Source organism: Pseudogulbenkiania sp. MAI-1 (genome assembly GCF_000527175.1).
GTDB lineage: Bacteria > Pseudomonadota > Gammaproteobacteria > Burkholderiales > Chromobacteriaceae > Pseudogulbenkiania.
Window position 1 is genome coordinate 2,618,078 of the sequence record NZ_AZUR01000001.1, and the last position, 23,061, is coordinate 2,641,138.

Sequence of the window (23,061 nt, forward strand, 5' to 3'; positions counted from 1 at the left end):
TCACAGCTTCGAGATCGGAAGGCGCAGCAGACATTCTCCCAAGCTCTCAGTTGCGCAGCGGCTTGCCAGTGGTCAGCATGTTGGCGATGCGATCCTGGGTCTTGGAGTTCTTCAGGAGCTGCATGAATGCCTTGCGCTCCAGATCGAGAATCCATTGTTCGTCGACCTCGGTACCCGGCTCGACGTCGCCGCCCGTCATCACGTCGGCGATCAGCGAGGCAATGGTGAAGTCGTGCTCGCTGATGAAATGCCCTTCCAGCATGTTGACCAGTTGTCCCTTGATCGATGCCGCTCCGCTGCGGCCGGCCACCGGGAAGCTCTTGACCTTGAGCGGCGGACGATAGCCCGACTCGGCCATGGCCAGCGCCTGCTGCTTGGCGACGTAGAGCAGTTCGTAGGCGTTGAACACCACGATATCGCCCTTGCGGAAATAGCCGATCTCCTGCGCCTCGACCGCACTGGTGGCGACCTTGGCGGTGGCGATGGCCATGAAGTAATCTTTCAGCGCCGCCAGCACATCGCCCTTGGCTTCCTGGGAAGCCCGCAGCGCGAACTCCTTGCAGCCGCCACCACCCGGCAGCAGGCCCACGCCCACTTCCACCAGACCGACATAGGATTCCAACGCCGCCACCACACGGTCGCAGTGCATGGCGAATTCGCAACCGCCGCCGAATGCGTAACCCTGGGTCGCCGCGACGGTCGGAATCTGGCTGTAGCGCAGACGCATCGAGGTGGCCTGGAAGCGGCTGACCATGGTGTTGATGCTGTCCCAGTCGCCCATCATGAAGGCCGGCAGCATCGATTGCAGGTCCGCCCCGACCGAGAACGGCTCTTCGGTCTGCCAGATCACCAGGCCCTTAAAGCGGGCTTCGGCAATGTCGATGGCCTGGTTGAGACCTTCGATCACATCCGGGCCGATGGCGTGGGCCTTGGACTTGAACGACACCACCAGGATCTCGTCGCCGGTGGTGAAGGCACGCACCCCGTCGTTTTCGAACACGGTCTCGCCCAGCGGTGCGGAAACCTCACCCAGCACCTTGGCCGGAGCGAGTTGGCGCTGGTAGACGTCCAGCGTGGAACGGCCGACCAGTCGGGCTGCCGCCGCATCGTAGGAACCATTGGCGAAGTGCACGCCGGCACGGTCGGTTTCCAGCACCCAGGCCGGCAGCGCGGCCGAAGCCAGTGCCTTGCCTGCCTTGATGTCTTCGTCGATCCACTGCGCCACCTGCTGCCAGCCTGCCGCCTGCCAGGTCTCGAACGGACCGACGTTCCAGCCGAAGCCCCAGCGGATGGCAAAGTCGACGTCGCGCGCGCAGTTGGCGATATCCCCCAGATGGAAGCCGATGTAGTGGAACACGTCGCGGAAGCAGGCCCACAGGAACTGCGCCTGCGGGTGGCTGCTCTCGCGCAGCTTGCGGAATTTTTGTGCCGGGTCGGCAATCTTCAGGATGTCCTTGACGGCGTCGTCGCCCTTCTCGCCCGATCCCACGTAGTCGCCCTTGACCGGGTCGAGCACGAACATCTTCTTGCCGTCTTTCTTGTAGATGCCGGTCTTGGTCTTGGCCCCCAGAGCGCCGGCGGCGATCAGCTTCTGCAGCCACTCGGGCGACTTGAACAGCGGATGCCACGGGTCGTTGGGCAGGGTGTCCTGCATGGTCTTGACCACGTGGGCGAAGGTATCGAGCCCGACCACGTCGGCGGTGCGGAAGGTGGCCGATTTGGGCCGCCCCAAGCGCGGGCCGGTCAGGTCGTCGACCACGTCGAAGCGGATGCCGAATTTCTCGGCGTTGGCGATGGTGGCCAGCATCGAGAACACGCCGATGCGGTTGGCGACGAAGTTCGGGGTATCCTTGGCCCGCACCACGCCCTTGCCCAAGGTGGTGACCAGGAAGCGCTCGAGATTGTCGAGCATGGCGGCATCGGAGCCCACGCACGGGATGATCTCGACCAGGTGCATGTAGCGCGGCGGATTGAAGAAGTGCACACCGCAGAAACGGGCACGCACGTCCTCCGGGCAGCTTTCGGCCAGGGCGTTGATCGACAGGCCGGAAGTATTGGTGGCGAAAATGGTGTGTTCGCCGAGATACGGAGCCACCTTGTGGTACAAATCGGCTTTCCAGTCCATGCGCTCGGCGATAGCTTCGATCACCAGATCGCACTCTTTCAGCAGAGACAGATGGTCATCGTAGTTGGCGGGCTGGATGTATTGCGCCACGTCCTGCGATGCCAGCGGGGACGGCTTGAGCTTCTTCAGCCCGTCGATGGCCTTGAGGGCGATGGCGTTCTTGTTCCCCTCCTTGGCCGGCAGGTCGAACAGGACCGTCGGCACCTTGGCATTGACCAGGTGGGCGGCGATTTGCGCGCCCATGACGCCGGCGCCGAGCACGGCCACCTTGCGCACAATGAATTTGGTGTGAGACATGGGTTTCCTCGTTTGTTGAAACACGGTCATCAGGCAGGCCCCTCATTACCTGCCTTGCCTTGATAAGGCCGGGGCAAGGCCCGGCCCTTCATTCCACGCCTCTAAACAGGGAGAGGTTTAGAAGCGGTAGTTGTACTGCACGCCGACGATCTGGGCGTGGCTGTTGTAGTCGGCCGAAGCGGAGGTCTTGCTCGATACGCAGGTGACCGAGCCAGCATCTGCTCCGCCACAGTAACCATTCAGATTGGCCTTGGCATCTTTGATGTAGATATAGCTGTAGGCCAGGTTCACCGAACTGTTTTTGCTCAGGTCGTACTTGCCGCCCACCGAGAACCAGTAACGGTCGTTGTCCGGAATGGTGGACAGGCGGTGGTTATCGTCCGGCACCGGCGACTGGTCATAAGCGACGCCGAAGCGCAGCTGCAGCGGATCGCTCCACTGATAGGAGGCCCCCAGCGCCACCTTGTAGGTATCTTCCCAACGAGGAGTCAGGATGGTCTTGTTGCTGAAACCTCCCGCAACCCTTTTGGTGTTTTCGTACTCGACCACCGCCGTATCGAAACGCGAGTGGCGGGTCCAGGTCACGTCGCCGAACAGGGTCCACTTCGGATCCAGCTTGTGCATGCCGTGCAGCGATAAGGACTCCGGCGTCACGATGTCGACCTTGGCTCCCTCGGAATCCTTGTAATTGAAGGGGGCGTTGTTCAGCGCGGTAGCTGCCCCCGCCGGCGGCTGCTTGGTCCACTTGGCGGTACCCGATAGGGTGTGCTCAACCTTAGAGCGGTAGTTCAGGCCGATGCGGGTGGTGTCGCTAACATCCCAGAGCCAAGCCAGATTGAAGCCATAGCCCCAATCGTCCCCCTCGACCTCTGCGTAGCCATCGTGCGTACCGTTCCCGGCACCAGGCACCCCCATCAAGGCGTAGAAAGCCCCGAAGTTGGCATATTGACGCAGCGATGCCTTGGCATACTGGGCTATCAAACCGGCCGCCAGAGAGTGCTGCTCATTTACCTTAAAAGCGATGGTCGGGTTGATGTCGATGGTCTTGAGGCCGGTCTGGTTCACGTTGTAACGCAGCACGGAATTACGCTGGTACTCGGTTTCCGAGGCAAACGGCACGTAGACGCCGAGACCGAGCGCTACTCGGTCGTTCAGCTTGTGGGTCAGGTAGAGATGGGGGACGGCGACGACATCGTCGGTTATCTTGCCACTCGTCTGCCCAGCAATAGGCCCATTACCGGGATAACTGCCCTTGGCATTGCTGTATTCCACATCCGGGAAAACCAGATTCAGGGCACCGGAAAAGTTGGTCCCCTCGAGGTGAGTCATGCCTGCCGCGTTATAGAAAACGGTGGAGGCATCAGCGGCTTCTGCCGCACTGGCATTGGCTGTGGCCTGGGAACTCACCGACTGGGTGCCGAAATGGTAACCCGAAGCCATGACCGCCTGGGCCGACAGGCCAAAAGTCAGACCAACCATCACGGAAAAGCTGAGACTCTTGAGTTTCATGTTATCCCTCTCCTTGTATCTTTTATGCGGCTGAATGCCTTGTGGCGGTGCGCACCCATCTGGTGCCTACGCTTCGTCGATACTATCAGAGCCTTTTGGCTTGTCCAGAAATTTACGATCGTTTGTTCCAAACGAACGTTTAATTCAACAAATTGGCAACACTACTTAACAAGGCTTCGGGAAACAATCGGGATCAGCCGGCTTGGGACAACAGGCGCGACTTACCGGAGCCATCGATGGCAACGAAAGTGACGATGACCTCGGTCACCATCACCTCCTCCCCCTGCAGGCGTTCCGACAGCACACCGATCTTGAACGTCATCGACTTCTGGCCGATACGCAGCGTATCCACGTACAGACTAACGGTATCGCCGACCAGGATCGGCGCGGCAAACTGGAAGGCATTGACCGCGACAGTGGTCACCGGGCCTTTCGACAAGCGCTCGGCGACCATGCTGCCGGCCATGTCGATCTGCCCCATCAACCACCCGGCCTGCACCTGTCCGTAGGCGTTGGTGCTGGAAGGCAGGGCCCGGACTCGCAGCGTCGGGATACGGGCTTGGGAAGTGTTCATATCGTCAGTTCTCCAACAGAGGGTCGCTCCGGGAAATGGCTCTCGATACAGGAAAGCCATTGCCGGGAAAGGCTGGCGCCGTCAGGGCACCAGCCTGGGACCATCAGAAAATCAGGCGCTCGAGCAGGGCCTCGTCATGGTGGCTCAGCGTGGCATCGAAATCATCGACCATTATGACATCACGCTTGAGCTTGCGGGCACGCGTCACGGCATCGAACTCGGCCTGAGTGATCAAGCCGGCCTGCAGGGCCTCGGCCAATCTTTCGCGTGCCGTGATCGAGATGAAGCGGCCATCGCGGGCCCACTTTCGCAGCGTATTCTCGATGGTTTCGGTCTCCAGGATCGACCGCAGCGCCGGAGCGAGCACACCGACCGCATCGCGCTCGTCCTGAGGTATGTACATCCCCTGGGTCAACCGCGCGCGAGTTCCACCCTCTTCCATCATGGCGCGGGCCACTTTCGTGCCCGTCTTGTCGCTGGCCGGCTTGAGCGTCAGCCCCCAGGGGAAGATCACCCGGCGTATCACGGCCGACAGCCCGCGCTTCGGCAGGTTCGCCAGGAAGCCGTCCATTGCCTGCTGCACATCGTACAGCGCATTCTCCACCGCCCACTGCAGCAGCGGCAGGTCTTCCGGTGGCGCCCCGTCGCGCTCGAAGCGCTTCAGGCAGGCCGAGGCGATATACAGGTTGGACAGCATGTCGCCGAGCCGGGCAGACAGCTTCTCGCGGAACTTCAGCGTGCCGCCAAGACTGAACATGGCCATGTCCGACAGCAAGGCAAAGGCACTGGAGAAGCGGGTCAACTGCCTGTAGTAACGGGCCCTCTCACCCGAGACGGGCGCGTGCACCAGCCTGGCACCGGAGAGCCCCAGCCACAGGGAACGCACGACGTTGCTGATGACGAAATTGATATGCCCGGTGATGGCCAGATCGAATTCCTTGCCATCATCGGCCATGGCCGCACGCATCTCACGCAACACGAAAGGGTGGCAGCGGATGGCGCCCTGACCGTAGATGATCATCGAGCGGGTCAGGATGTTGGCCCCCTCCACCGTGATGGCGATCGGGATCGACTGGTAGGCCCGGGCCAGGTAGTTGCGCGGCCCCAGCACCACGGCCTTGCCGCCGTGGATATCCATCGCGTCGTTCAACGTTTTGCGCATGCGCTCGGTGTTGTGGTACTTCAGCACGGCAGACAGCACCGAGGGCTTCTCGCCCATGTCGAGGCCGGTCAGCGCCAGGTCCTGCGACGCTTCCATCTGATAGGTGTGCCCCCCGATGCGCGCCATGGCCTCGTCCACCCCTTCGAACTTGCCGATGGGCAGGCCGAACTGGTCACGGATGCGGGCATAGGCGCCGGTCACGTAGGTCGCGAGCTTGCCCGAAGCGACGGACATGGCCGGCAGCGAGATGCAGCGCCCCACCGACAGGCACTCCACCAGCATGCGCCAGCCCTGCCCGGCGTATTCCGGTCCGCCGATGATCCACTCCAGCGGGATGAACACGTCCTTGCCCCAGGTCGGACCATTCATGAAGGCCGAGCCGCCCGGCCAATGGCGACGCCCGATCACCACGCCTGCGTGCGAGGTCGGCACCAGGGCGCAGGTAATACCGATTTCTTCCTTGTCGCCCAGCAGATGATCCGGGTCATACAGTTTGAATGCCAGACCCAGGATGGTCGCCACCGGCGCCAGGGTGATCCAGCGCTTTTCCCAGCTCACGCGGATGCCCAGCACATTCTCGTGGCGCTCGCCGGTGCGTGGATCCGTACAGGAGCCGCGGCACACCACGCCGTAGTCGGGGATGCTGCCGGCGTCCGAACCGGCATGCGGGCTGGTCAGGGCAAAGCACGGGATTTCCTGTCCCTTGGCCAGGCGCGGCAGGTAGTAATTCTTTTGTTCCGTCGTGCCGTAATGCTGCAGCAGTTCTCCCGGTCCCAACGAGTTGGGCACCATGACCGTCACGGCCGCGGTACCGCCGCGCGTGGCGATCTTGGTCACCACCTTGGCGTGGGCATAGTTGGAGAATTCCAGGCCGCCGTACTGTTTCTTGATGATCATGCCCAGGAAGCCGTTGTCCTTGATGAACTGCCATACCGGCGGTGGCAAATCCTTCACCTCATGGGTGATCTGCCAGTCGTCGATCATGCGACACAGCTCTTCGGTCGGCCCATCCAGAAACGCCTGCTCTTCCGGCGTCAGCGCCGGGGCCGGGTAGGACAGCAACCGCTGCCAGTCCGGCTTGCCGGAAAACAGATCGCGATCCCACCAGACCGTGCCGGCGTTGATCGCCTCCTGCTCGGTCTGCGACATCGCCGGCGTAATTTTTTTGAATACCCGGAACACCGGGCCGGTGAACACGGCTCGGCGCAGCCGCGTGACATTCAGCACCAGCGCCAGGGCGGCGAACAGCCCCCACAGCGTGGCCGTGACCGGAAGACCCAGCCCGAATTGCACGACCAGCAGCCAGCCGGCCAAACCGGCGGTCCACGCCAGGACCGGAGCACGAAAATACGCCAGCACCCCAACCAGCGCGACAAGAAGAATGGCAGATATCATTATGGTGTAACCTCGTGTTGACCCTTCATGCCAATCCCGCCTACTGCGCCGCCGCTGACGGCGGCGCGATCAGCCTCACTGCCGCTTGCCGTCGGGTCGACCGGCGCCTGAAACGGAACTGGATCAGCCCTCAGGCAGGCGAGGTCAACCCGGCAACGACAAACGGCACCAGATGCTTGACGATCATGTCCGGGTCACGCGCGGAGACGATCTGACTGCGGACGAAAATCTTCAGCACATCGTTACCGGCGAAGGCGTTGAACATGACGCTGAATGCGAAATGCATCCTCCACGCCAATTCCTCCATGCCTAACTCCGGCAGGGCCTTCTGGAAGGCTACCGAGTAGCGCTGGACGAACACGCTGTATTGCTGGGAGATGACCTCGCGCAGTTGGCGGTGGTTTTCCACCAGTGTGCGCGACAGCAGGCGGACGAATAGCGCCCCGCCGCGGGACGGATCTTTGGACAAGGCGAGACAGGGCCGGATGAACGACTTGACGAGGTCCTCGGCCGTCAGCTTTCCGCCCTGCTGCTCCAGATCGTCCAGCTCGGCCAGACAGCCTGAAATCAGCGGGGCGAGCCGGCGCATGAACACCGATTCGAACAGCGCGTCCTTGGAACCGAAATGGTAGTTCACCGCAGCCAGGTTGACTTCGGCCTGTTGCGTGATCATGCGCAGCGAGGTGGCCTCGAAGCCGTGCTCGACGAACAGCCGTTCGGCCACATCCTGGATCCGTGTTGCCGTATCGGGTTTGCTCGCTTCCATGATCTCTGATGCTTTCTTTGTTTTTGCGGATTGACTTGCGTTGCCCATAATAGCTCTCGAACAAGCGTTTCAAACTTACGTTTAAAATCGATTGGTGTCAAGAAAATCATCGCCCGATCAGATTCCCGGCACCCCCGAACAAAAAAATGGCAGGCTACCTTGATAGTAGCCTGCCGTTTCAAACAAACATATGTAAATACTATCAGAGACCGCGTGCGATGTCGTTTTTCAGATCCTCGACGTGCTCCAGGCCGACCGCTACACGCAACAGTCCTTCGACGATGCCGGCTTTCTCGCGGGCTTCCTGCGTGATGCGCGCATGGGTCGTCGAGGCCGGATGAGTGATGGTGCTCTTGACGTCACCCAGGTTGGCGGTACGGGAAATGACTTTCACCGCATCGACCAGCTGCCATGCCGCCTCGCGCCCGCCCTTTACCACGAAGGACACGACCGCGCCACCCAGCTTTTGCTGGCGCATCGCCAGCTCATGCTGGGGATGGCTGGCGAGCCCGGGATAGAACACCCGCTCGACGGCGGGATGCGCCTCCAGCCAGCGCGCCAGTTCGAGCGCGGTGGTGCACTGCTTTTCCATGCGGATGAACAGCGTCTCCATGCCGGACAGCAGCACCCAGGCATTGAACGCGGCTAGGGAAGGGCCGGCCGTGCGGACATGCAGGTAGATCTGCTCGATCAGGGCATCGCTTCCCACCACGGCCCCTCCCAGCACCCGGCCATGGCCATCCAGGTATTTGGTAGCGGAGTGCACCACCAGATCGGCACCCAGCTTGAGCGGCTGCTGCAGGGCCGGCGAGCAGAAACAATTATCGACCACCAGGAGCGCATCGCTCTCGTGAGCGATGTCTGCGATGGCGGCGATGTCCGCCACCTCGGTCAGCGGGTTGGACGGCGTTTCCAGGAAGAACAGCCTGGTGTTCGGTTTGATCGCGTCGCGCCATGCCTGCAGGTCGGCGGCATCGACGAAGGTGGTCTCGATGCCGAACTTGGACAGGGTGCCGGAGAACAGGTTGATGGTGGAGCCGAACAGGCTCTGCGAAGCGACAATGTGGTCACCCGCCTTGAGCAGGGCCATCATGCACGCCTGGATCGCGGCCATGCCGCTTGCCGTGGCGATGGAGCGCTCACCGCCCTCCAGGGCCGCCAGACGTTCCTGAAATGCATTCACCGTGGGGTTGGTGAAACGGGAGTAGATGTAGCCGGGCTTTTGCCCGATGAACATCGCCGCCCCCTCTTCTGCGGTATCGAAAGTGAAACTGGAGGTCAGGTACAGCCCCTGGCTGTGCTCATGAAATTCACTGACGTCCAGCCCGGCGCGAATAGCCAGCGTCTCAGGATGCAGGGAAAGGGGATTGTTCTTTTCAGTCATAGCGTTCCACCGCTTCGTCAATATACTCTGGACCCATCGTACTCCTGCATGGCCTCGCCAGGCCAGGAAGAGACTCGACCGGCTCCGGATGCGGAAAGAAAAATGCGCCCCCTCAAGGGCGCATTATCGACCTGGCTCAAATCAGGTTCTGCTCGGCCACGTTCAGGTTGAGGTCGACCGGCTGCGCGCCTTCGACCTCCTCCTTCTGGCCTTTGCCGTCGCGGCGCGCGCTCTCGATGGCGTCGAGATAGGCCTCGGTGATGTCGCCGGTGATGTATTCGCCGTTGAAGCACGAGGTCTCGAAATCGCGCAGCTCGCGGTTGACGCTGTGCACCGCGTCCATCAGGGCGTCGAGATCCTGGTAGATCACGGCATCGGCGCCGATCTCGCGGGCAATCTCGTCCTCGGTCCGCCCGGTGGCCAGCAGTTCGGCGCGGGTCGGCATGTCGATGCCGTAGACGTTGGGGAAACGCACCGCCGGTGCAGCGGAGGCGAAGTAGACTTTCTTGGCGCCGGCATCGCGCGCCATCTGCACGATTTCCTTGGACGTGGTGCCACGCACGATGGAGTCGTCCACCAAGAGCACGTTGCGGTCCTTGAATTCACAGGCGACCGGGTTGAGCTTCTGGCGCACCGACTTCTTGCGCACGGCCTGGCCCGGCATGATGAAGGTGCGGCCGATATAGCGGTTCTTGATGAAGCCTTCGCGGTACGGCAGACCCAGGTGGTTGGCCAGCTGCAGGGCGCTGGGGCGGCTGGTATCGGGAATCGGCATCACCACGTCGATGTCCATCTCCGGCAGCACGCGGCGGATCTTGTCGGCCAGCGTTTCGCCCATCACGGTACGCGCCTGGTAGACCGACGCGCCGTCGATCACCGAATCGGGGCGGGCAAAGTAGACGAACTCGAACAGGCATGGCGCATGGCGGGTCGGGCCCTTGCTCGGCTGGGCGTGGAAGTCGCCCGCAAAGCTGACGAACACGCACTCGCCCGGCTCGACGTCGCGCAGCACCTTGAAGCCGGAGCAATCCAGCGCCACCGACTCGGAGGCGAACATGTATTCGGTCTTGCCGTTGGTATCGTTGGTGCCGATCACCAGCGGACGGATGCCATTGGGGTCGCGGAAGGCCACCAGGCCGTAACCGGCGATCATCGCCACCACGGCGTAGGCGCCGCGCACGCGGCGGTGCACGGCCTCGACCGCCTCGAACACCGCCTCGACCGACAGCTCGTAGCCCTCGACGCGTTGCGCCAGTTCGTGGGCGAACACGTTGAGCAGCACTTCGGAATCGGAGTTGGTGTTGATGTGACGCAAATCGTAGCGGTACATGTCCGCCTTGAGCTCGTCGGTATTGGTCAGGTTGCCGTTGTGCGCCAGCACGATGCCGAACGGCGAGTTGACGTAGAACGGCTGCGCCTCCGCCAGGTTGGACGCCGAACCGGCAGTCGGGTAACGCACGTGGGCGATGCCTGCGTTGCCGAGCAGCGAGCGCATGTTGCGGGTACGGAACACGTCTCTCACCATGCCGCTGCCTTTGTGCATGTGAAACGATTTCCCGTTGGCCGTCACGATGCCGGCCGCATCCTGACCCCGGTGTTGCAGCAGTTGCAGCCCGTCATACAACAGCTGATTGACGGGAGCCTGCCCGACCACGCCTAGAATTCCACACATTTCGAGTTTTCCCAACTACCTACAGAACTTAAGAATATAAAGCACGGCCCGGCGCATCCTGCGCCGGCCCCTGCCGCAACGTTTCGCCGTGCCGGCCCGAGAAGTCCAGATGTTCCGACATCTTGGGCGGCAGCCAGGGCCGCAAGGACAGCGCAGCAGCCTCGAACGGCTGGGCAAGCAAGGCGTTGCGCCACATCGGCTGCTTGGGCAGATCGGTCAGACCGCCCAGCAACACCATCACCGTTACCAGCACGCCGCCGCGTGCCAGCCCGAACACGGCGCCGAGCAAGCGATTGACGGCGCCCAGGCCGATCGAATCGATCAGGCCGGTCAGGACCACGCGCAACAGCGCCGTACCCAGCCAGACCAGGAAAAACAGGACAATAAAGGAGGCGACCAGACGTAGCCCCTCGCTCGGCAAGTCAGCCGGCAGGAAGCCGGCCAGCGTCGGCGCAAATTCCTTGGCGCACCACAGCGCCGCAATCCACGAACCCAGCGACAGCACCTCGGCCACCAGCCCGCGCATCAGCGCGACGATGACCGATCCTGCCAGGATGGCAATGACGATATAGTCGAAAACCGTCATCGTGTCTTAGCGGCTCACAATGATGCCCGTGACGCCGGCACTGGAGAGTTTCTTCAAAATGCTCTCCGCCTCGGCACGGGAGCCGAAGGGGCCGACACGGACGCGGGTAACGTTGCCCTTGCTGGTCTCCACCTTGCTGAAATGCGCAGTCACGCCCAACCCGGACAGGCGGGCCTTCAGGGCCTCCGCCTTGCCCGGATCGGACAGCGCGGCGAGCTGGATCACCACGTTACCCTTGCCGGCCTCAGGCTTGCTCTCAGCCTTGGGGGCGGGCTTGGCCGCCGTCGGTTCGGCCTCGACGCGGCCTTCGAGAATGGCGGCGGGGTCGACCTTTCTGGGCGCAGGGGCTTCGGCTTTCTTGGGTTCCGGCCTGGATTCCGGCTTGGGCTCGGCCCTGGGAAGGGGCTTGGCTTCCTCTTTGACCGCCGCCTTGGGTTCGGCCTTGGCAACGACCGGGGGGGCGGCAGCAGGCTGCGGCTTGGCAGCGGGCTGTGCGGTCGCGGCCGGCCCGGCATCATCGAGTTGGGCCGGCAGTTGTGTCACGGTAGCGGCCGACGCGGTGCGATTCTCTTGCGGCACGGCTTCGGCGCTCGGCGCCAGCACGGCTTCCGGAGCCGGCACGGCGGGGGCAGGAGCCGTTTCCGGGGATTTCTGGCCGACGATCTCGACCGATTCCGGCTTCATCTGCTGCTCCGGCACGCTGCCGACCACCTGCCACAACACCACGGTCGAGATCAGCACCAGCACGATGGCGCCGACCAGGCGGCGGCGCGCGCGCTTGCGCAGCAGAATCAGTTCCTCATGGGTGGACAGTCCGGGCATGCCTTCCTCAGGATGTGTGATGGCGCGCCTCGAGCACCGCGGCGACGGTGTGGAACGAGCCGAATGCGACGATTCTATCATTTTCCCCGGCCGCCGATAAGGCAGCGCCCCAGGCTTCGGCGACCGTGTCGTACGTTTTCACGTTGCGCACTCCCAGGGCGGCCAGGCGCTCGGCGAGCTGCGCCCCGCTCTGCCCGCGCGGCATGTCGAGGCCGCCGACGAACCAGCCGTCGAACTCGTCCCTGGCCAGCGCCACCACCGTATCGAGATCCTTGTCGGACAGCATCGAGAACACCGCATAGCGGTTTTCGGCGAAGGCGAGCTTCTTCAGGTTGGCGACCATGGCCTGGACCGCGTGCGGGTTGTGGCCGACGTCAAGGATGGTCAGGGGACGCCCCGGCAGCACCTGGAAGCGTCCCGGCCAATCCACTTCGAGCAGGCCGCGCTTGACTGCGCCGATGCCGACCGGCAGTTTTTCCTTCAAGCATTCCAGCACCGCCAGCGCGGTGGAGGCGTTGACCAGTTGGTAGCTGCCGCGCAGCGCCGGGAACGGCAGGGCATGGCGGTAGACGTCGCCCATGCGGAACGACCACTGGTTCTCCAGCTTGCTGAAGCCGAAATCGCGGCCGTAGAGCTTGAGATCGGCCCCGATCGCCGCGGCATGGTCGAGCAGGCGCTGCGGCGGGTTGGCGTCGGCACAGATCGCCGGCTTGCCGGCACGGAACACGCCGGCCTTCTCGAAGCCGATGTCCTCGCGGTTGTCGCCCAGGATGGCCTGATGGTCGAGGTCCACGCTGACCACCACCGAGACGTCCGGCTCGAACACGTTGACGGCGTCCAGCCTGCCGCCCAGGCCCACTTCCAGCACCATCACGTCGACCTGCTGGTCGACGAAGGTCTTGACGGCGCCGAGGGTGCCGAATTCGAAATAGGTCAGCGAGGTGTCACCACGTGCCGCTTCCACCGCTTCGAAGCCCTGCACGATCAGTTCGTCGTCGACCGGCTGCATGTCGATGGCAACGCGCTCGTTGTAGCGCAACAGGTGCGGCGAGGTATAGGTGCCCACCTTGAAGCCGGCACGGTGGAGCATGGTGGAGAGCATGGCGCAGACCGAGCCCTTGCCGTTGGTGCCGGCGACCAGCACCACCGGACAGGAGGGATGCAGCCCCATGACATCGCGCACGCGGCGGACGCGCTCAAGCCCCATGTCGATGGCGGAAGGGTGCAGGCTTTCCAGGCGGGTCAGCCAGTCGGGAAGCGTGGTCGGGAGTGTGTGTGTCATGATTGTGTATTCAGATCGGCGCGGAGGCGGGCTCTCGCGCATGGAACCAGCGCAGATAGACCCGCAAGGCGCGCAAGGATTCCCGCTCGGCGGAGTCGGGCCACAGCACCAGGGAGCGGCGGCGCTCCTCCAGGCTCAGGTTCAGCACCACCAGCCAGGGGGTGATCACGCTGTCGTCGTCGACGCTGGCCTCCACCGAGAACGGGCCGAACCAGACCGCCAGCTGCCCCTCGGGGGAGACCTCGATCCGGCCGATGCGCTGCCGCGACGGCCACCAGCCGTCGTGGCGCAGGCCGTACCACAGCACGCCGGGCAAGGGCAGCAGCAGGCAGGCGGCGGTCCGGAGCGGCAGGTAGCACAGACTGGCCACGGCCAGCACCAAGACACTGCCGCTCAGCAGCGCGAGCCAGATCCGCGAAGGTCTGAGCTCCACGGCGAACGGCGGCACGGTGCGCTGGCGCGAGGACATGTGCAGCTCTCAGAGTTCGGCGGCGGGATAGTTGTGGATGTCTTCGTCGACGCTGTCGAGCACGGTGGAGTGGATTTCGACGTCGAACCACTCCCAGAAAGTCTTCAACGAGCGCTCGGCCGGCCACAAGGCCTCGTCCTCGTACCACGAGGCCAGTTCCATCTTGAACAGTTGCTCGTACATGTCGTCGATGCGCGACACGCCCTCTTCCGGATCGGTGAATTCCGGCAGCAGGATCACGGTGCAGTCGGCGCGCAGGCTGTCGAGCGTGAGATCCATATCGTTGCCAGGCACGTTGTTGAGCCAGTTCAGGAACGGTTCTTTGGGCTTGATGACGGCGACGGATCGATCGACGAAATACATGGAATTCCTTTCGCTAACGCAGCCCGGGCGCGGCCGGGCCATCGGGGCCGGTCAGGAACCGGCCCCATCAAGGCGCGCATTGTAACAGCCCGGCCGGCCAGAGGCGAAGGAGACTTGGCGGGCGTGCTACAATCCGCCGCATTACTGGCATCTCTGGATCATTGCAGACTCATGGCTCTCATCACGGTCGACAAGGCCTGCCTGGCTTTCGGACACAACGCGCTGTTGGACAAGGTGGATTTCGTTCTGGAGCCCGGCGAGGTGGTCGGGCTGATCGGCCGCAACGGCGCCGGCAAGTCGTCCTTGCTCAAGAGCATCGCCGGCACGGTGGCGCTGGACGACGGCCGCATCAACATCAAAGGCGACGTGCGCGTGGCCTACGTACCGCAGGAGCCGGAGTTCAACCCCGAGCACACGGTGTTCGAGGCCGTGGCCGAGGGCCTGGGCGATCTCAAGGCGCTGCTGACCGGCTATCACAAGGCGACCCAGGCGCTGACCGACCCGGCAGCCGACCATGAGGCCTTGCTGGCCGAGATGGAGCGTATCCAGCATGAGCTGGAGGCGCGCAACGGCTGGCAGTTCGACGCGTTGATCGGCGCCACCCTCTCCCACCTCGGGCTCGACGCCGACACCCGCATCAGCGCACTGTCGGGCGGCTGGAAAAAACGCGTAGCGCTGGCTCGCGCCCTGGCCGCCAAGCCGGACGTGCTGCTGCTGGACGAGCCGACCAACCACCTGGACGTGGCGGCGATCGAGTGGCTGGAGACGCTACTGAAGAACTTCGCCGGCAGCGTGCTGCTGATCACCCACGACCGCCGCTTCCTCGACAACGTCGCCACACGCATCATCGAGCTCGACCGCGGCATCCTGCGCAGCTATCCGGGCAGCTTTTCCGCCTACCAGACCAAGAAGGCCGAGGAGCTGGCGGTGGAGGAGGAGCAGAACCGCCTGTTCGACAAGTTCCACGCCCAGGAAGAGGTGTGGATCCGCAAGGGCATCGAGGCGCGCCGCACCCGCAACGAGGGCCGCGTGCGCCGGCTGGAGCAGATCCGCCGCGAGCGTGCGGCACGGCGCGAGCGCGTGGGCCAGGTCAACTTCCAGCTCGACGCCGGCGAGCGCTCGGGCAAGCTGGTGGCGGAACTGGAACACGTCGGCAAGAGCTTTGGAGACAAGCTCATCGTACGCGACTTCACCACCCGCATCCTGCGCGGCGACAAGATCGGCCTGATCGGCCCCAACGGCGTCGGCAAGACCACTCTGCTGAAGATGATCCTCGGCGAACTGGCGCCGGACACAGGCAGCGTCAAGCAGGGCAGCAAGCTCGAGATCGCCTACTTCGACCAGTTCCGCGAACAACTGGACGAGGACATGAGCGTGGCCGACGTGATCAGCCAGGGCAACGACTTCGTCGAGATCGCCGGGCAGAAGAAGCACGTGATGAGCTACCTGGAGGACTTCCTGTTCTCGCCGCAACGCGCCCGTAGCCCGGTGCGCTCGCTCTCTGGCGGCGAGCGCAATCGTTTGCTGCTGGCGCGCCTGTTCACCCGCCCGGCCAACGTGCTGGTGCTGGACGAACCGACCAACGACCTCGACATCGACACGCTGGAACTGCTGGAAGACGTCATCGACAAGTACAGCGGCACGGTGTTCCTGGTGAGCCACGACCGCGCCTTCCTCGACAACGTGGTAACCCAGGTGATCGCCTTCGAGGGCGACGGCAGGCTGGAAGAGTACCCCGGCGGCTACCAGGACTGGGTCGACACCAAGGCACGCATGGCGGCGCTGAAGCCGACCGAACCGGCCCCTAAGGCACCGGCGCCGCGCCAGGAGAAGCCCCAGGATAAGCCCAAAAGCGGCCGCACCAAGCTGTCCTACAACGAAACGCGCGAGCTGGCCGGCCTACCCGAGCTGATCGCCACGCTGGAAGCCGAACAAGCCGAGCTCAACCAGAAGCTGCTCGACCCCAACTGTTACCGCGACACCCCGCGCGAGGCCATCGCCTGGCAGCAACGCATCGAACAGATCGATGAACTGCTGCTGGAGAAGCTGGCACGCTGGGAAGAACTGGAAAGCAAACAGGGATGAGTTCACGCTGGCCTTCCGCCACTGTCGTCACCGCGTCGATCGCCGCGCTGGCCCTCTCCTTGGCAGGATGCAGCAGCGCCCCGCCCCGGAAGCCCTCCTCCGCCAAGCCCCGGCCGGCCACAAGCCCGGCCCTGACGGGACTCACGGCGGACGGTGCCGGGCGCGAGATCCTGATGTACACACTGGGCCTTCTTGACCTCGACTACCGCTTCGGCGGCAACAACCCGGAGGCCGGACTCGACTGCAGCGGCATGGTCAGTTACATCTACCAGAACGCCGTCGGCGTGAAGTTGCCGCACAACGCGGCGCAGATCGCCAGCGTGGCGCGGCCGATCGAGACCAGCCGGATGCAGGTCGGCGACCTGGTATTCTTCAACACGATGAACCGGCCGTTCTCCCACATGGGCATCTACATCGGCGACGGCAAGTTCGTGCATGCGCCGCGCAGCAATAGCACCATCCGCGTCGAGCGCCTCGACAACCGCTACTTCGCCGCGCGCTTCGAAGGCGCACGCACCCTGTTTGACTGATGCGCGACTGGGACGCCAGGTTGCATCCTGGCCACGCTAACAGCAAGCCCTGACGAAGCGTTATAATGCGCCCTATTCTTCCCGCCGGCCCGACATGCCCCGGCGGCGACCCACACCGACACAGAGGATATCCATGAGTCATACCACCCTCAGCCGTTTCCTGATCGAGCAGCAGCGCAAGCAGGGTACCATCCCGCCGGAACTGCGCTTTCTGATCGAAACCATCGCCCGCACCTGTAAGGCCATCAGCCATTCCGTGCACAAAGGCGCGCTGTCGGGCGTGCTGGGCGAGGCCGGTACCGGCAACGTACAGGGCGAGGCGCAGAAGAAGCTGGACGTGATCGCCAACGACGTGCTGCTGGAAGCCAACGAATGGGGCGGCAGCCTGGCGGCGATGGCGTCGGAAGAGATGGACCTGCCCCACCTCATCCCGGGCGAATACCCGAAAGGCGAGTACCTGCTGCTGTTCGATCCGCTCGACGGTTCCTCCAATATCGACGTCAACATCTCGGTTGGCACCATCTTCTCGGTGCTGCGCTGCCCCGAAGGCGTGACCCAGCCGACCGAGGCCGACTTCCTTCAGCCGGGCAGCCGCCAAGTGGCCGCCGGCTACACCGTGTACGGCCCGCAAACCATGCTGGTGCTGACTTTCGGCAACGGCGTGCACGGTTTCACGCTGGACCGCGAGAACGGCAGCTTCGTGCTGACCCACCCGGACATGCACGTGCCGGAGGCGACGAAGGAATTCGCCATCAACATGTCCAACATGCGCCACTGGGAAGCACCGGTGCAGCGCTACGTGGGCGAGTTGCTGGCCGGCACCACCGGGCCGCGCGGCAAGGACTTCAACATGCGCTGGGTGGCGTCGATGGTAGCCGAAGTGCACCGCATCATCACCCGTGGCGGCATCTTCATGTACCCGAAGGACGCGCGCGACCCGTCCAAGGCGGGCAAGCTGCGCCTGATGTACGAAGGCAACCCGATGGCCTTCATCATCGAGCAGGCCGGCGGCGCCGCCACCAACGGCCACCAGCGCATCCTCGACATCCAGCCCACCAAGCTGCACGAGCGTGTCGCGGTGTTCCTCGGCTCGAAGGAAGAGGTCGAACTCGTCACGCGCTACCACGCGCAGTAAGACCCAGCCCGTGCCTGGCACGGGCTTTTTTCCGGCCGGCTCGACGCCGGCCGGGACCTCACCACTCCCACGCCGCGAGGATGCCCAACGTGCCGCACCCCCAGCACCTGACCATCGCCTTGGCTGAGCCCTCTTCGCTGCAGGCCCAGATCATCCGTCACGCCCTGAGCGAACTGGGCATCCGCCACATCGAGGTGTTCCACGACGGCCAAGCCTTGTTGCAGCACCTGCAACAGCATGCGCCCGACGTGGTCATCAGCGCGCTCTACCTACCCGACATGACCGGCACCGAACTGGTCTATGCCCTGCGCGCCCAGCCTGCCCACCTGGATCGGCCCTTCATCCTGGTGTCCAGCGAGACCAAGCCGCACTACCTCAACCCGGTGCGCCAGGCCGGCGCGCTGGCGATACTGCCCAAGCCGTTCACCACTGCCCAGCTCGACAAGGCGCTGGGCAACGTGCTGGAGTACCTCAACGGCGACCCGACGCTGATCGACGGCGACGAGGATTTCGCTTCGATGAAGGCACTGATCGTCGACGACAGCGCGACCTCGCGCCGCCTGATCCGCACCGTGCTGGAGCAGATCGGTTTCCGGCAGATCGCCGAGGCCGAGGACGGCAGCGAAGCGGTGCCGCTGATCAACGCCACCCACTTCGACCTGGTGGTGACCGACTACAACATGCCGCACATGGACGGCAAAGCGCTGGTCGAGTACATCCGCACCCAGAGCATGCAGTTCACCGTGCCGATCCTCATGGTATCGAGCGAAACCGACCAGCGCCGGCTGGCGGCGGTGCAGGATGCCGGGGTGTCGGCGGTGTGCGACAAACCGTTCGACACCGCCGTGATCCGCCAGTTGGTACGGCAGTTCGTCGCCGAACGGGTCTAGCCCGGCGTACTGGCCGCGTCAGGCGCCCTCCGCCCGCGATGCCGCCGGACGGGGCGACTCGGCCTCGTGCGCGACTTCGGCGTAGAGCCAGCGGCGGAAGTGGTTCAACGTCATCGGCTTGCCGAAGAAGAAGCCCTGCAGGTACTGGAAACCCTTGGCGTGGAGATAACTCTGCTGGCCCTGGGTTTCCACCCCCTTGACCACGACCTTGAGTCCGAGCTGGTTGGCGTTGACCAGGATGCCGTCGAGGATGTTACTGCGGAAACTGTCCTTGCCGATGGCCGAGACATAGCCCTTTTCCACCTTGAGGTAGTCGAAGCCCCATTTCTGCAGGTATTGGCGATCGGCGTGGCCGGCGCCGAAGTCGTCCAGTGCCAGCTGGATGCCCATGGCCTTGAGCTCCTGCACCACCTTGAGGCTCTCCTCGTGCTCTTCCAGCGCGACCCGTTCCGACACTTCCAATACCAGCCGAATCTGCTTGTCCTTCAGCACCGACAGCAGCAGCCGGCAGTCCTCGATGATGTCGCGGGTGGTCAGATGGCTGGCGGAGATGTTCACGCCGACCACGAAGCCGGGCGGCAGCATGATCTGCCCCAGCTCATGGCCGACGCAGCGCAACAGGTAGCGGGTCAAGGCCACGATCAGGCCGGCCTCTTCGGCCGCCGGAATGAACAGCTGCGAGGGGATGAAGCCCTGCACCGGATGGCGCCAGCGCGCCAGCACCTCGACGCCGATGCAATGGCCGGAATTTGCCGTCACGATGGGCTGGTAATGGACGAAGAATTCGCGCTTGCGCAGACCCTGGGCGATTTCCCAGTTATTGGAGTTGCGGCTATCCTTGGAGCTGTTGATGGCCCAGCCCAGAAAACCTCCTGCCAGCAGCGACATCGACAGCGGGGCCAACCAGCCGCGCAGGCTGCCGGCCAGCCGTGTCTCCAGCAGCACCAGCAGCAAACCGGTCAGCACGCACAGTGCCACGGCCGCAAGATAGACGCCCCACGCGGGAGCCCCCAACAGCGCCCGGCCCCACACCATTTTCAATTTGCGCATTCCGCCTCTCGCCCCGTGACATGATTCATCCTGCTCGCCCAGCATGGTGTTGCGCTACCGCCATCCCGCTGTGGATGGCGTGCTCTCAGGATAATGTCACATTCATCGCAGATAAAGCCCGATTGGGTTTTATCTGTTTACAGTGACCGGTTCCAGACCGGCGGCCTGGCGAACGACCCGATGACAGCCGGCCGCCCGGCCCGCTACCATGAACGCCTTCCCGCAACAGGAACACCACATGGAACGGATCGGATTTGTCGGGCTGGGTCTGATGGGGCAGCCCATGGTCAGGCGCCTGCTCGCCGCAGGGCATCATGTCACCGTCTGGAACCGCAGCCCGGAAAAATGTCAGGCGATGGCCGTGCACGGCGCCCACATCGCTGCCAGCCTGGCCGAACTGACGCAAAACAGCACGTTGCTGATGAGCTGCGTGTCGGACACGCAGGCCGTGGAAGCGGTGGTGTTCGGCGCGGATGGCATCGCCGCGCACGGTCGGCCGGGACAGCTGCTGGTGGATTTTTCCAGCATCGAGTCCAGCGCCACGCGCGAGATGGCGGCGCGACTGGAGACGCAATGCGGCATGCGCTGGGTCGACGCGCCGGTGTCGGGCGGTGTGCGCGGCGCGGAAAGCGGCCAGCTGGTGATCATGGCCGGCGGGCTTGAGGACGATATCGTCCGCCTGCGCCCCCTGGCCAGCGCGCTGGCGCAACGGCTGACGCGCATGGGCGAGGTCGGCGCCGGACAGGTCACCAAGGTGTGCAACCAGCTGATCGTCGCTACCAACGCGCTCCTGATCGCCGAGGCGGTATCGCTGGCCGAGAAATCCGGCGTCGACGCTTCGCTGTTGGCCCCGGCGCTGGCGGGCGGCTTCGCCGACTCGCTGCCGCTGCAAATCCTGGCGCCGCGCATGGCCGACCGGAACTTCGAGCCGGTGCAGTGGAAGGTAGCCACCTTGCTCAAGGACCTCGACAACGCGGTGAAGCTAGCGCGCGAGGCCGGCGCCAGTTCGCCGCTGGCCGCGCTGGCCGACCAGTTGATGCGCCTGCACGCCGGCCAGGGCCACGCCCAGGCCGATTTGAGCACCGTGGTGCAACTGTACCGGGAGCCCTGAGCAAGCGCCTGCCCTACCGGGGGTGGTGCGCGGCGGAGTACCGCTGGCGGCAGGGCGACGAGCGCTCCTGACTTGCGCCATGGCTGCCTCGGCGAGGGGCTGTGGAGTGAAATTTTCCGACTGCTCCCGACAAGACACACGCAAATCAATCACTTAGCAAGGCTGTTTGGCGAAAAAACTTGTCAGGCAGCTTTTTTTCCCGTACTATCCGGTCTCTTGAAGTTTCAGCCGGGCTTCTTCGTCGTTCTCCCTCAGCAGTTTTAGCAGTTCACGCCTTTGCCCCGCTCAAACAGAGTTTCATCGTCCCTGACCGCTATTTCAGGCTTCGTCCACGGAATGCTCCTTTTCCGGACCGCTGTTCGCCGCTTGCTTGGTTAGTGCCGATGAGTCGGGTGACCCGATTCTGAAGATGGTCACCGAATTCCGCCTATACCAGGCCAAGTGACGCCGGACATGCCGGCACTGAAAGGACATCATGCATTTTGCTGATCTGGGCCTCGCCCCCGCTATTACCTCTGCACTCGACACCGCTGGTTACACCACCCCGACCCCGGTACAGGCCGCCTCGATTCCGGCCGCGCTGGAAGGGCACGACCTGCTGGTTTCGGCACAGACTGGTAGCGGCAAGACCGCGGCCTTCCTGCTGCCTTCGCTGCAGAAATTGATCCAGCGCTCCACTGGCACCGGCCAAGGCCCGCGCATCCTGGTGCTGACCCCGACCCGCGAACTGGCCCAGCAGGTGGAAAAGAACGCCACCGAATACGGCAGCCAGCTGCGTTGGCTGCGCACCGTGTGCCTGGTCGGCGGCTCCTCGTTCGGCTACCAGATCCGTGCCATGAGCCGTCCGGTCGACCTGATGGTCGCCACCCCGGGCCGCCTGATGGACCACATGCGCTCCGGCCGCGTCGATTTCTCGCGCCTGGAGATGCTGATTCTCGACGAAGCCGACCGCATGCTGGACATGGGCTTCATCGAAGACATCGAGACCATCGTCAAGGCCACCCCGGAAAGCCGTCAGACCGTGCTGTTCTCGGCCACGCTGGACGGCACCGTCGGCAAACTGGCGCAGAAGCTGACCCGCAATCCGCAGCGCATCGAGATCGCCCGCGAAGAGACCGGCGGCAACATCGAAGAGCACCTGCTGTACGCCGACGACAACCGTCACAAGGAACGCCTGCTCGACCACATCCTGAAGGAAGCCGGCTTCGACCAGGCGGTGATCTTCACCGCCACCAAGATCGGTTCCGAAGAGCTGGCCGACAAGCTGTCGGACCAGGGCTACGCCGCCGCCTGCCTGCATGGCGACATGCCGCAGAACTGGCGTAACCGCACCCTGAACGACCTGCGCCGCGGCCGCGTGCGCATCCTGGTCGCCACCGACGTGGCGGCGCGCGGCATCGACGTGCCGACCATCACCCACGTGGTGAACTACGACCTGCCGAAGCAGGCCGAGGACTACGTGCACCGCATCGGCCGTACCGGCCGTGCCGGCCGCGACGGCGTGGCGATCACCTTGGCCGAGTCCAAGGAATTCCACAAGGTGCGCCGCATCGAGCAGTACCTGAAGCGCCAGATCACCGAAGGCGTGATCGAAGGCATGGAGCCGACCCGTCGCCCGCCGAAGGGCGGCCCGCGCCGTGCCGGCGGCAAGCCGGGTGAGCGTCGGGGCGGCTACGGCGGCAACAACCGCAAGCCGGGCGGCAACGGCGGCTACGGCAACCGCGGTCCGCGCCAGGGCGGCAGCGGCGGTGGCTATGGCAACCGTAACCGCGCAGCCGACTAAGCACCAAGCGGCACGCAGTAATGAAAAATGGCGACTCCGGTCGCCATTTTTCTTGCCCGCCGTTCCAGCTC

General features: G+C 63.9%; 19 protein-coding genes. 6 read left to right on the forward strand and 13 right to left on the reverse strand.

The genetic code is table 11. The annotated features are described in order from the left end of the window. Nucleotides 1–46: 46 nt before the first annotated feature. From PSEMAI1_RS0112235 to PSEMAI1_RS0112290, 12 genes are all read right to left on the reverse strand, one after another. Nucleotides 47–2,422, reverse strand: coding sequence for a 3-hydroxyacyl-CoA dehydrogenase/enoyl-CoA hydratase family protein (locus PSEMAI1_RS0112235; RefSeq protein WP_024303152.1), 2,376 nt, complete (start codon nucleotides 2,420–2,422; stop codon nucleotides 47–49). Between the two features lie 117 nt (nucleotides 2,423–2,539). Continuing rightward, nucleotides 2,540–3,931 (reverse strand): OmpP1/FadL family transporter, encoded by a 1,392-nt coding sequence (locus tag PSEMAI1_RS0112240; RefSeq protein ID WP_024303153.1) that lies wholly within the window; start codon nucleotides 3,929–3,931, stop codon nucleotides 2,540–2,542. Nucleotides 3,932–4,124: 193 nt separating this feature from the next. Further along, on the reverse strand, nucleotides 4,125–4,505 hold the full coding sequence (locus PSEMAI1_RS0112245) for an acyl-CoA thioesterase (RefSeq protein WP_024303154.1): 381 nt from the start codon (nucleotides 4,503–4,505) through the stop codon (nucleotides 4,125–4,127). Between the two features lie 103 nt (nucleotides 4,506–4,608). Further along, on the reverse strand, nucleotides 4,609–7,062 hold the full coding sequence (locus PSEMAI1_RS0112250; RefSeq protein WP_024303155.1) for an acyl-CoA dehydrogenase: 2,454 nt from the start codon (nucleotides 7,060–7,062) through the stop codon (nucleotides 4,609–4,611). A 130-nt stretch (nucleotides 7,063–7,192) separates the two neighbouring features. Then, a complete protein-coding gene (locus tag PSEMAI1_RS0112255) occupies nucleotides 7,193–7,828 on the reverse strand; it encodes a TetR/AcrR family transcriptional regulator (protein ID WP_024303156.1) in 636 nt (211 codons plus the stop codon). Between the two features lie 202 nt (nucleotides 7,829–8,030). Then, the gene (locus PSEMAI1_RS0112260; protein WP_024303157.1) at nucleotides 8,031–9,212 is read right to left on the reverse strand and encodes an O-succinylhomoserine sulfhydrylase; all 1,182 of its coding nucleotides are present in this window, start codon (nucleotides 9,210–9,212) and stop codon (nucleotides 8,031–8,033) included. Nucleotides 9,213–9,348: 136 nt separating this feature from the next. Continuing rightward, the gene (gene purF, locus PSEMAI1_RS0112265) at nucleotides 9,349–10,884 is read right to left on the reverse strand and encodes an amidophosphoribosyltransferase (RefSeq protein WP_024303158.1); all 1,536 of its coding nucleotides are present in this window, start codon (nucleotides 10,882–10,884) and stop codon (nucleotides 9,349–9,351) included. Between the two features lie 28 nt (nucleotides 10,885–10,912). Continuing rightward, nucleotides 10,913–11,470 carry a CvpA family protein gene (locus PSEMAI1_RS0112270; protein ID WP_024303159.1) on the reverse strand — a complete coding sequence of 186 codons (558 nt, stop codon included), beginning with the start codon at nucleotides 11,468–11,470 and terminating at the stop codon, nucleotides 10,913–10,915. A 6-nt stretch (nucleotides 11,471–11,476) separates the two neighbouring features. Further along, nucleotides 11,477–12,292, reverse strand: coding sequence for an SPOR domain-containing protein (locus tag PSEMAI1_RS0112275; protein ID WP_024303160.1), 816 nt, complete (start codon nucleotides 12,290–12,292; stop codon nucleotides 11,477–11,479). 7 nt (nucleotides 12,293–12,299) lie between these two features. After that, nucleotides 12,300–13,574, reverse strand: a complete 1,275-nt coding sequence (folC, locus tag PSEMAI1_RS0112280; RefSeq protein ID WP_024303161.1) for a bifunctional tetrahydrofolate synthase/dihydrofolate synthase — start codon at nucleotides 13,572–13,574, stop codon at nucleotides 12,300–12,302. A 10-nt stretch (nucleotides 13,575–13,584) separates the two neighbouring features. Then, nucleotides 13,585–14,043 (reverse strand): protein YgfX, encoded by a 459-nt coding sequence (locus PSEMAI1_RS0112285; protein ID WP_024303162.1) that lies wholly within the window; start codon nucleotides 14,041–14,043, stop codon nucleotides 13,585–13,587. A 9-nt stretch (nucleotides 14,044–14,052) separates the two neighbouring features. Further along, the gene (locus PSEMAI1_RS0112290; protein ID WP_024303163.1) at nucleotides 14,053–14,406 is read right to left on the reverse strand and encodes a hypothetical protein; all 354 of its coding nucleotides are present in this window, start codon (nucleotides 14,404–14,406) and stop codon (nucleotides 14,053–14,055) included. A 171-nt stretch (nucleotides 14,407–14,577) separates the two neighbouring features. Here PSEMAI1_RS0112290 and PSEMAI1_RS0112295 point away from each other — a divergent pair, with 171 nt between their 5' ends. From PSEMAI1_RS0112295 to PSEMAI1_RS0112310, 4 genes are all read left to right on the forward strand, one after another. Beyond that, entirely contained in the window at nucleotides 14,578–16,491 is a 1,914-nt protein-coding gene (locus PSEMAI1_RS0112295) for an ATP-binding cassette domain-containing protein (RefSeq protein WP_024303164.1), read from the forward strand. Then, nucleotides 16,488–17,021 carry a C40 family peptidase gene (locus tag PSEMAI1_RS0112300; protein WP_024303165.1) on the forward strand — a complete coding sequence of 178 codons (534 nt, stop codon included), beginning with the start codon at nucleotides 16,488–16,490 and terminating at the stop codon, nucleotides 17,019–17,021. The genes PSEMAI1_RS0112295 and PSEMAI1_RS0112300 overlap by 4 nt, the downstream gene beginning before the upstream one ends. 133 nt (nucleotides 17,022–17,154) lie before the next feature. After that, entirely contained in the window at nucleotides 17,155–18,156 is a 1,002-nt protein-coding gene (locus PSEMAI1_RS0112305) for a class 1 fructose-bisphosphatase (RefSeq protein ID WP_024303166.1), read from the forward strand. An 89-nt stretch (nucleotides 18,157–18,245) separates the two neighbouring features. Then, nucleotides 18,246–19,046 carry a response regulator gene (locus PSEMAI1_RS0112310; RefSeq protein ID WP_024303167.1) on the forward strand — a complete coding sequence of 267 codons (801 nt, stop codon included), beginning with the start codon at nucleotides 18,246–18,248 and terminating at the stop codon, nucleotides 19,044–19,046. Between the two features lie 18 nt (nucleotides 19,047–19,064). On the opposite strand, the gene PSEMAI1_RS0112315 is transcribed toward PSEMAI1_RS0112310, so the two are convergent. Next, nucleotides 19,065–20,096: an EAL domain-containing protein gene (locus PSEMAI1_RS0112315; protein ID WP_024303168.1), complete on the reverse strand. Its 1,032-nt coding sequence runs from the start codon at nucleotides 20,094–20,096 to the stop codon at nucleotides 19,065–19,067. Between the two features lie 208 nt (nucleotides 20,097–20,304). Between PSEMAI1_RS0112315 and PSEMAI1_RS0112320 the strand changes: the two genes are divergently transcribed. Together PSEMAI1_RS0112320 and PSEMAI1_RS0112325 are read left to right on the forward strand one after the other, a co-directional pair. Further along, nucleotides 20,305–21,207, forward strand: coding sequence for an NAD(P)-dependent oxidoreductase (locus tag PSEMAI1_RS0112320; RefSeq protein ID WP_084612687.1), 903 nt, complete (start codon nucleotides 20,305–20,307; stop codon nucleotides 21,205–21,207). Between the two features lie 475 nt (nucleotides 21,208–21,682). Beyond that, a complete protein-coding gene (locus tag PSEMAI1_RS0112325) occupies nucleotides 21,683–22,990 on the forward strand; it encodes a DEAD/DEAH box helicase (RefSeq protein WP_024303170.1) in 1,308 nt (435 codons plus the stop codon). The last annotated feature ends 71 nt before the right edge of the window (nucleotides 22,991–23,061 follow it).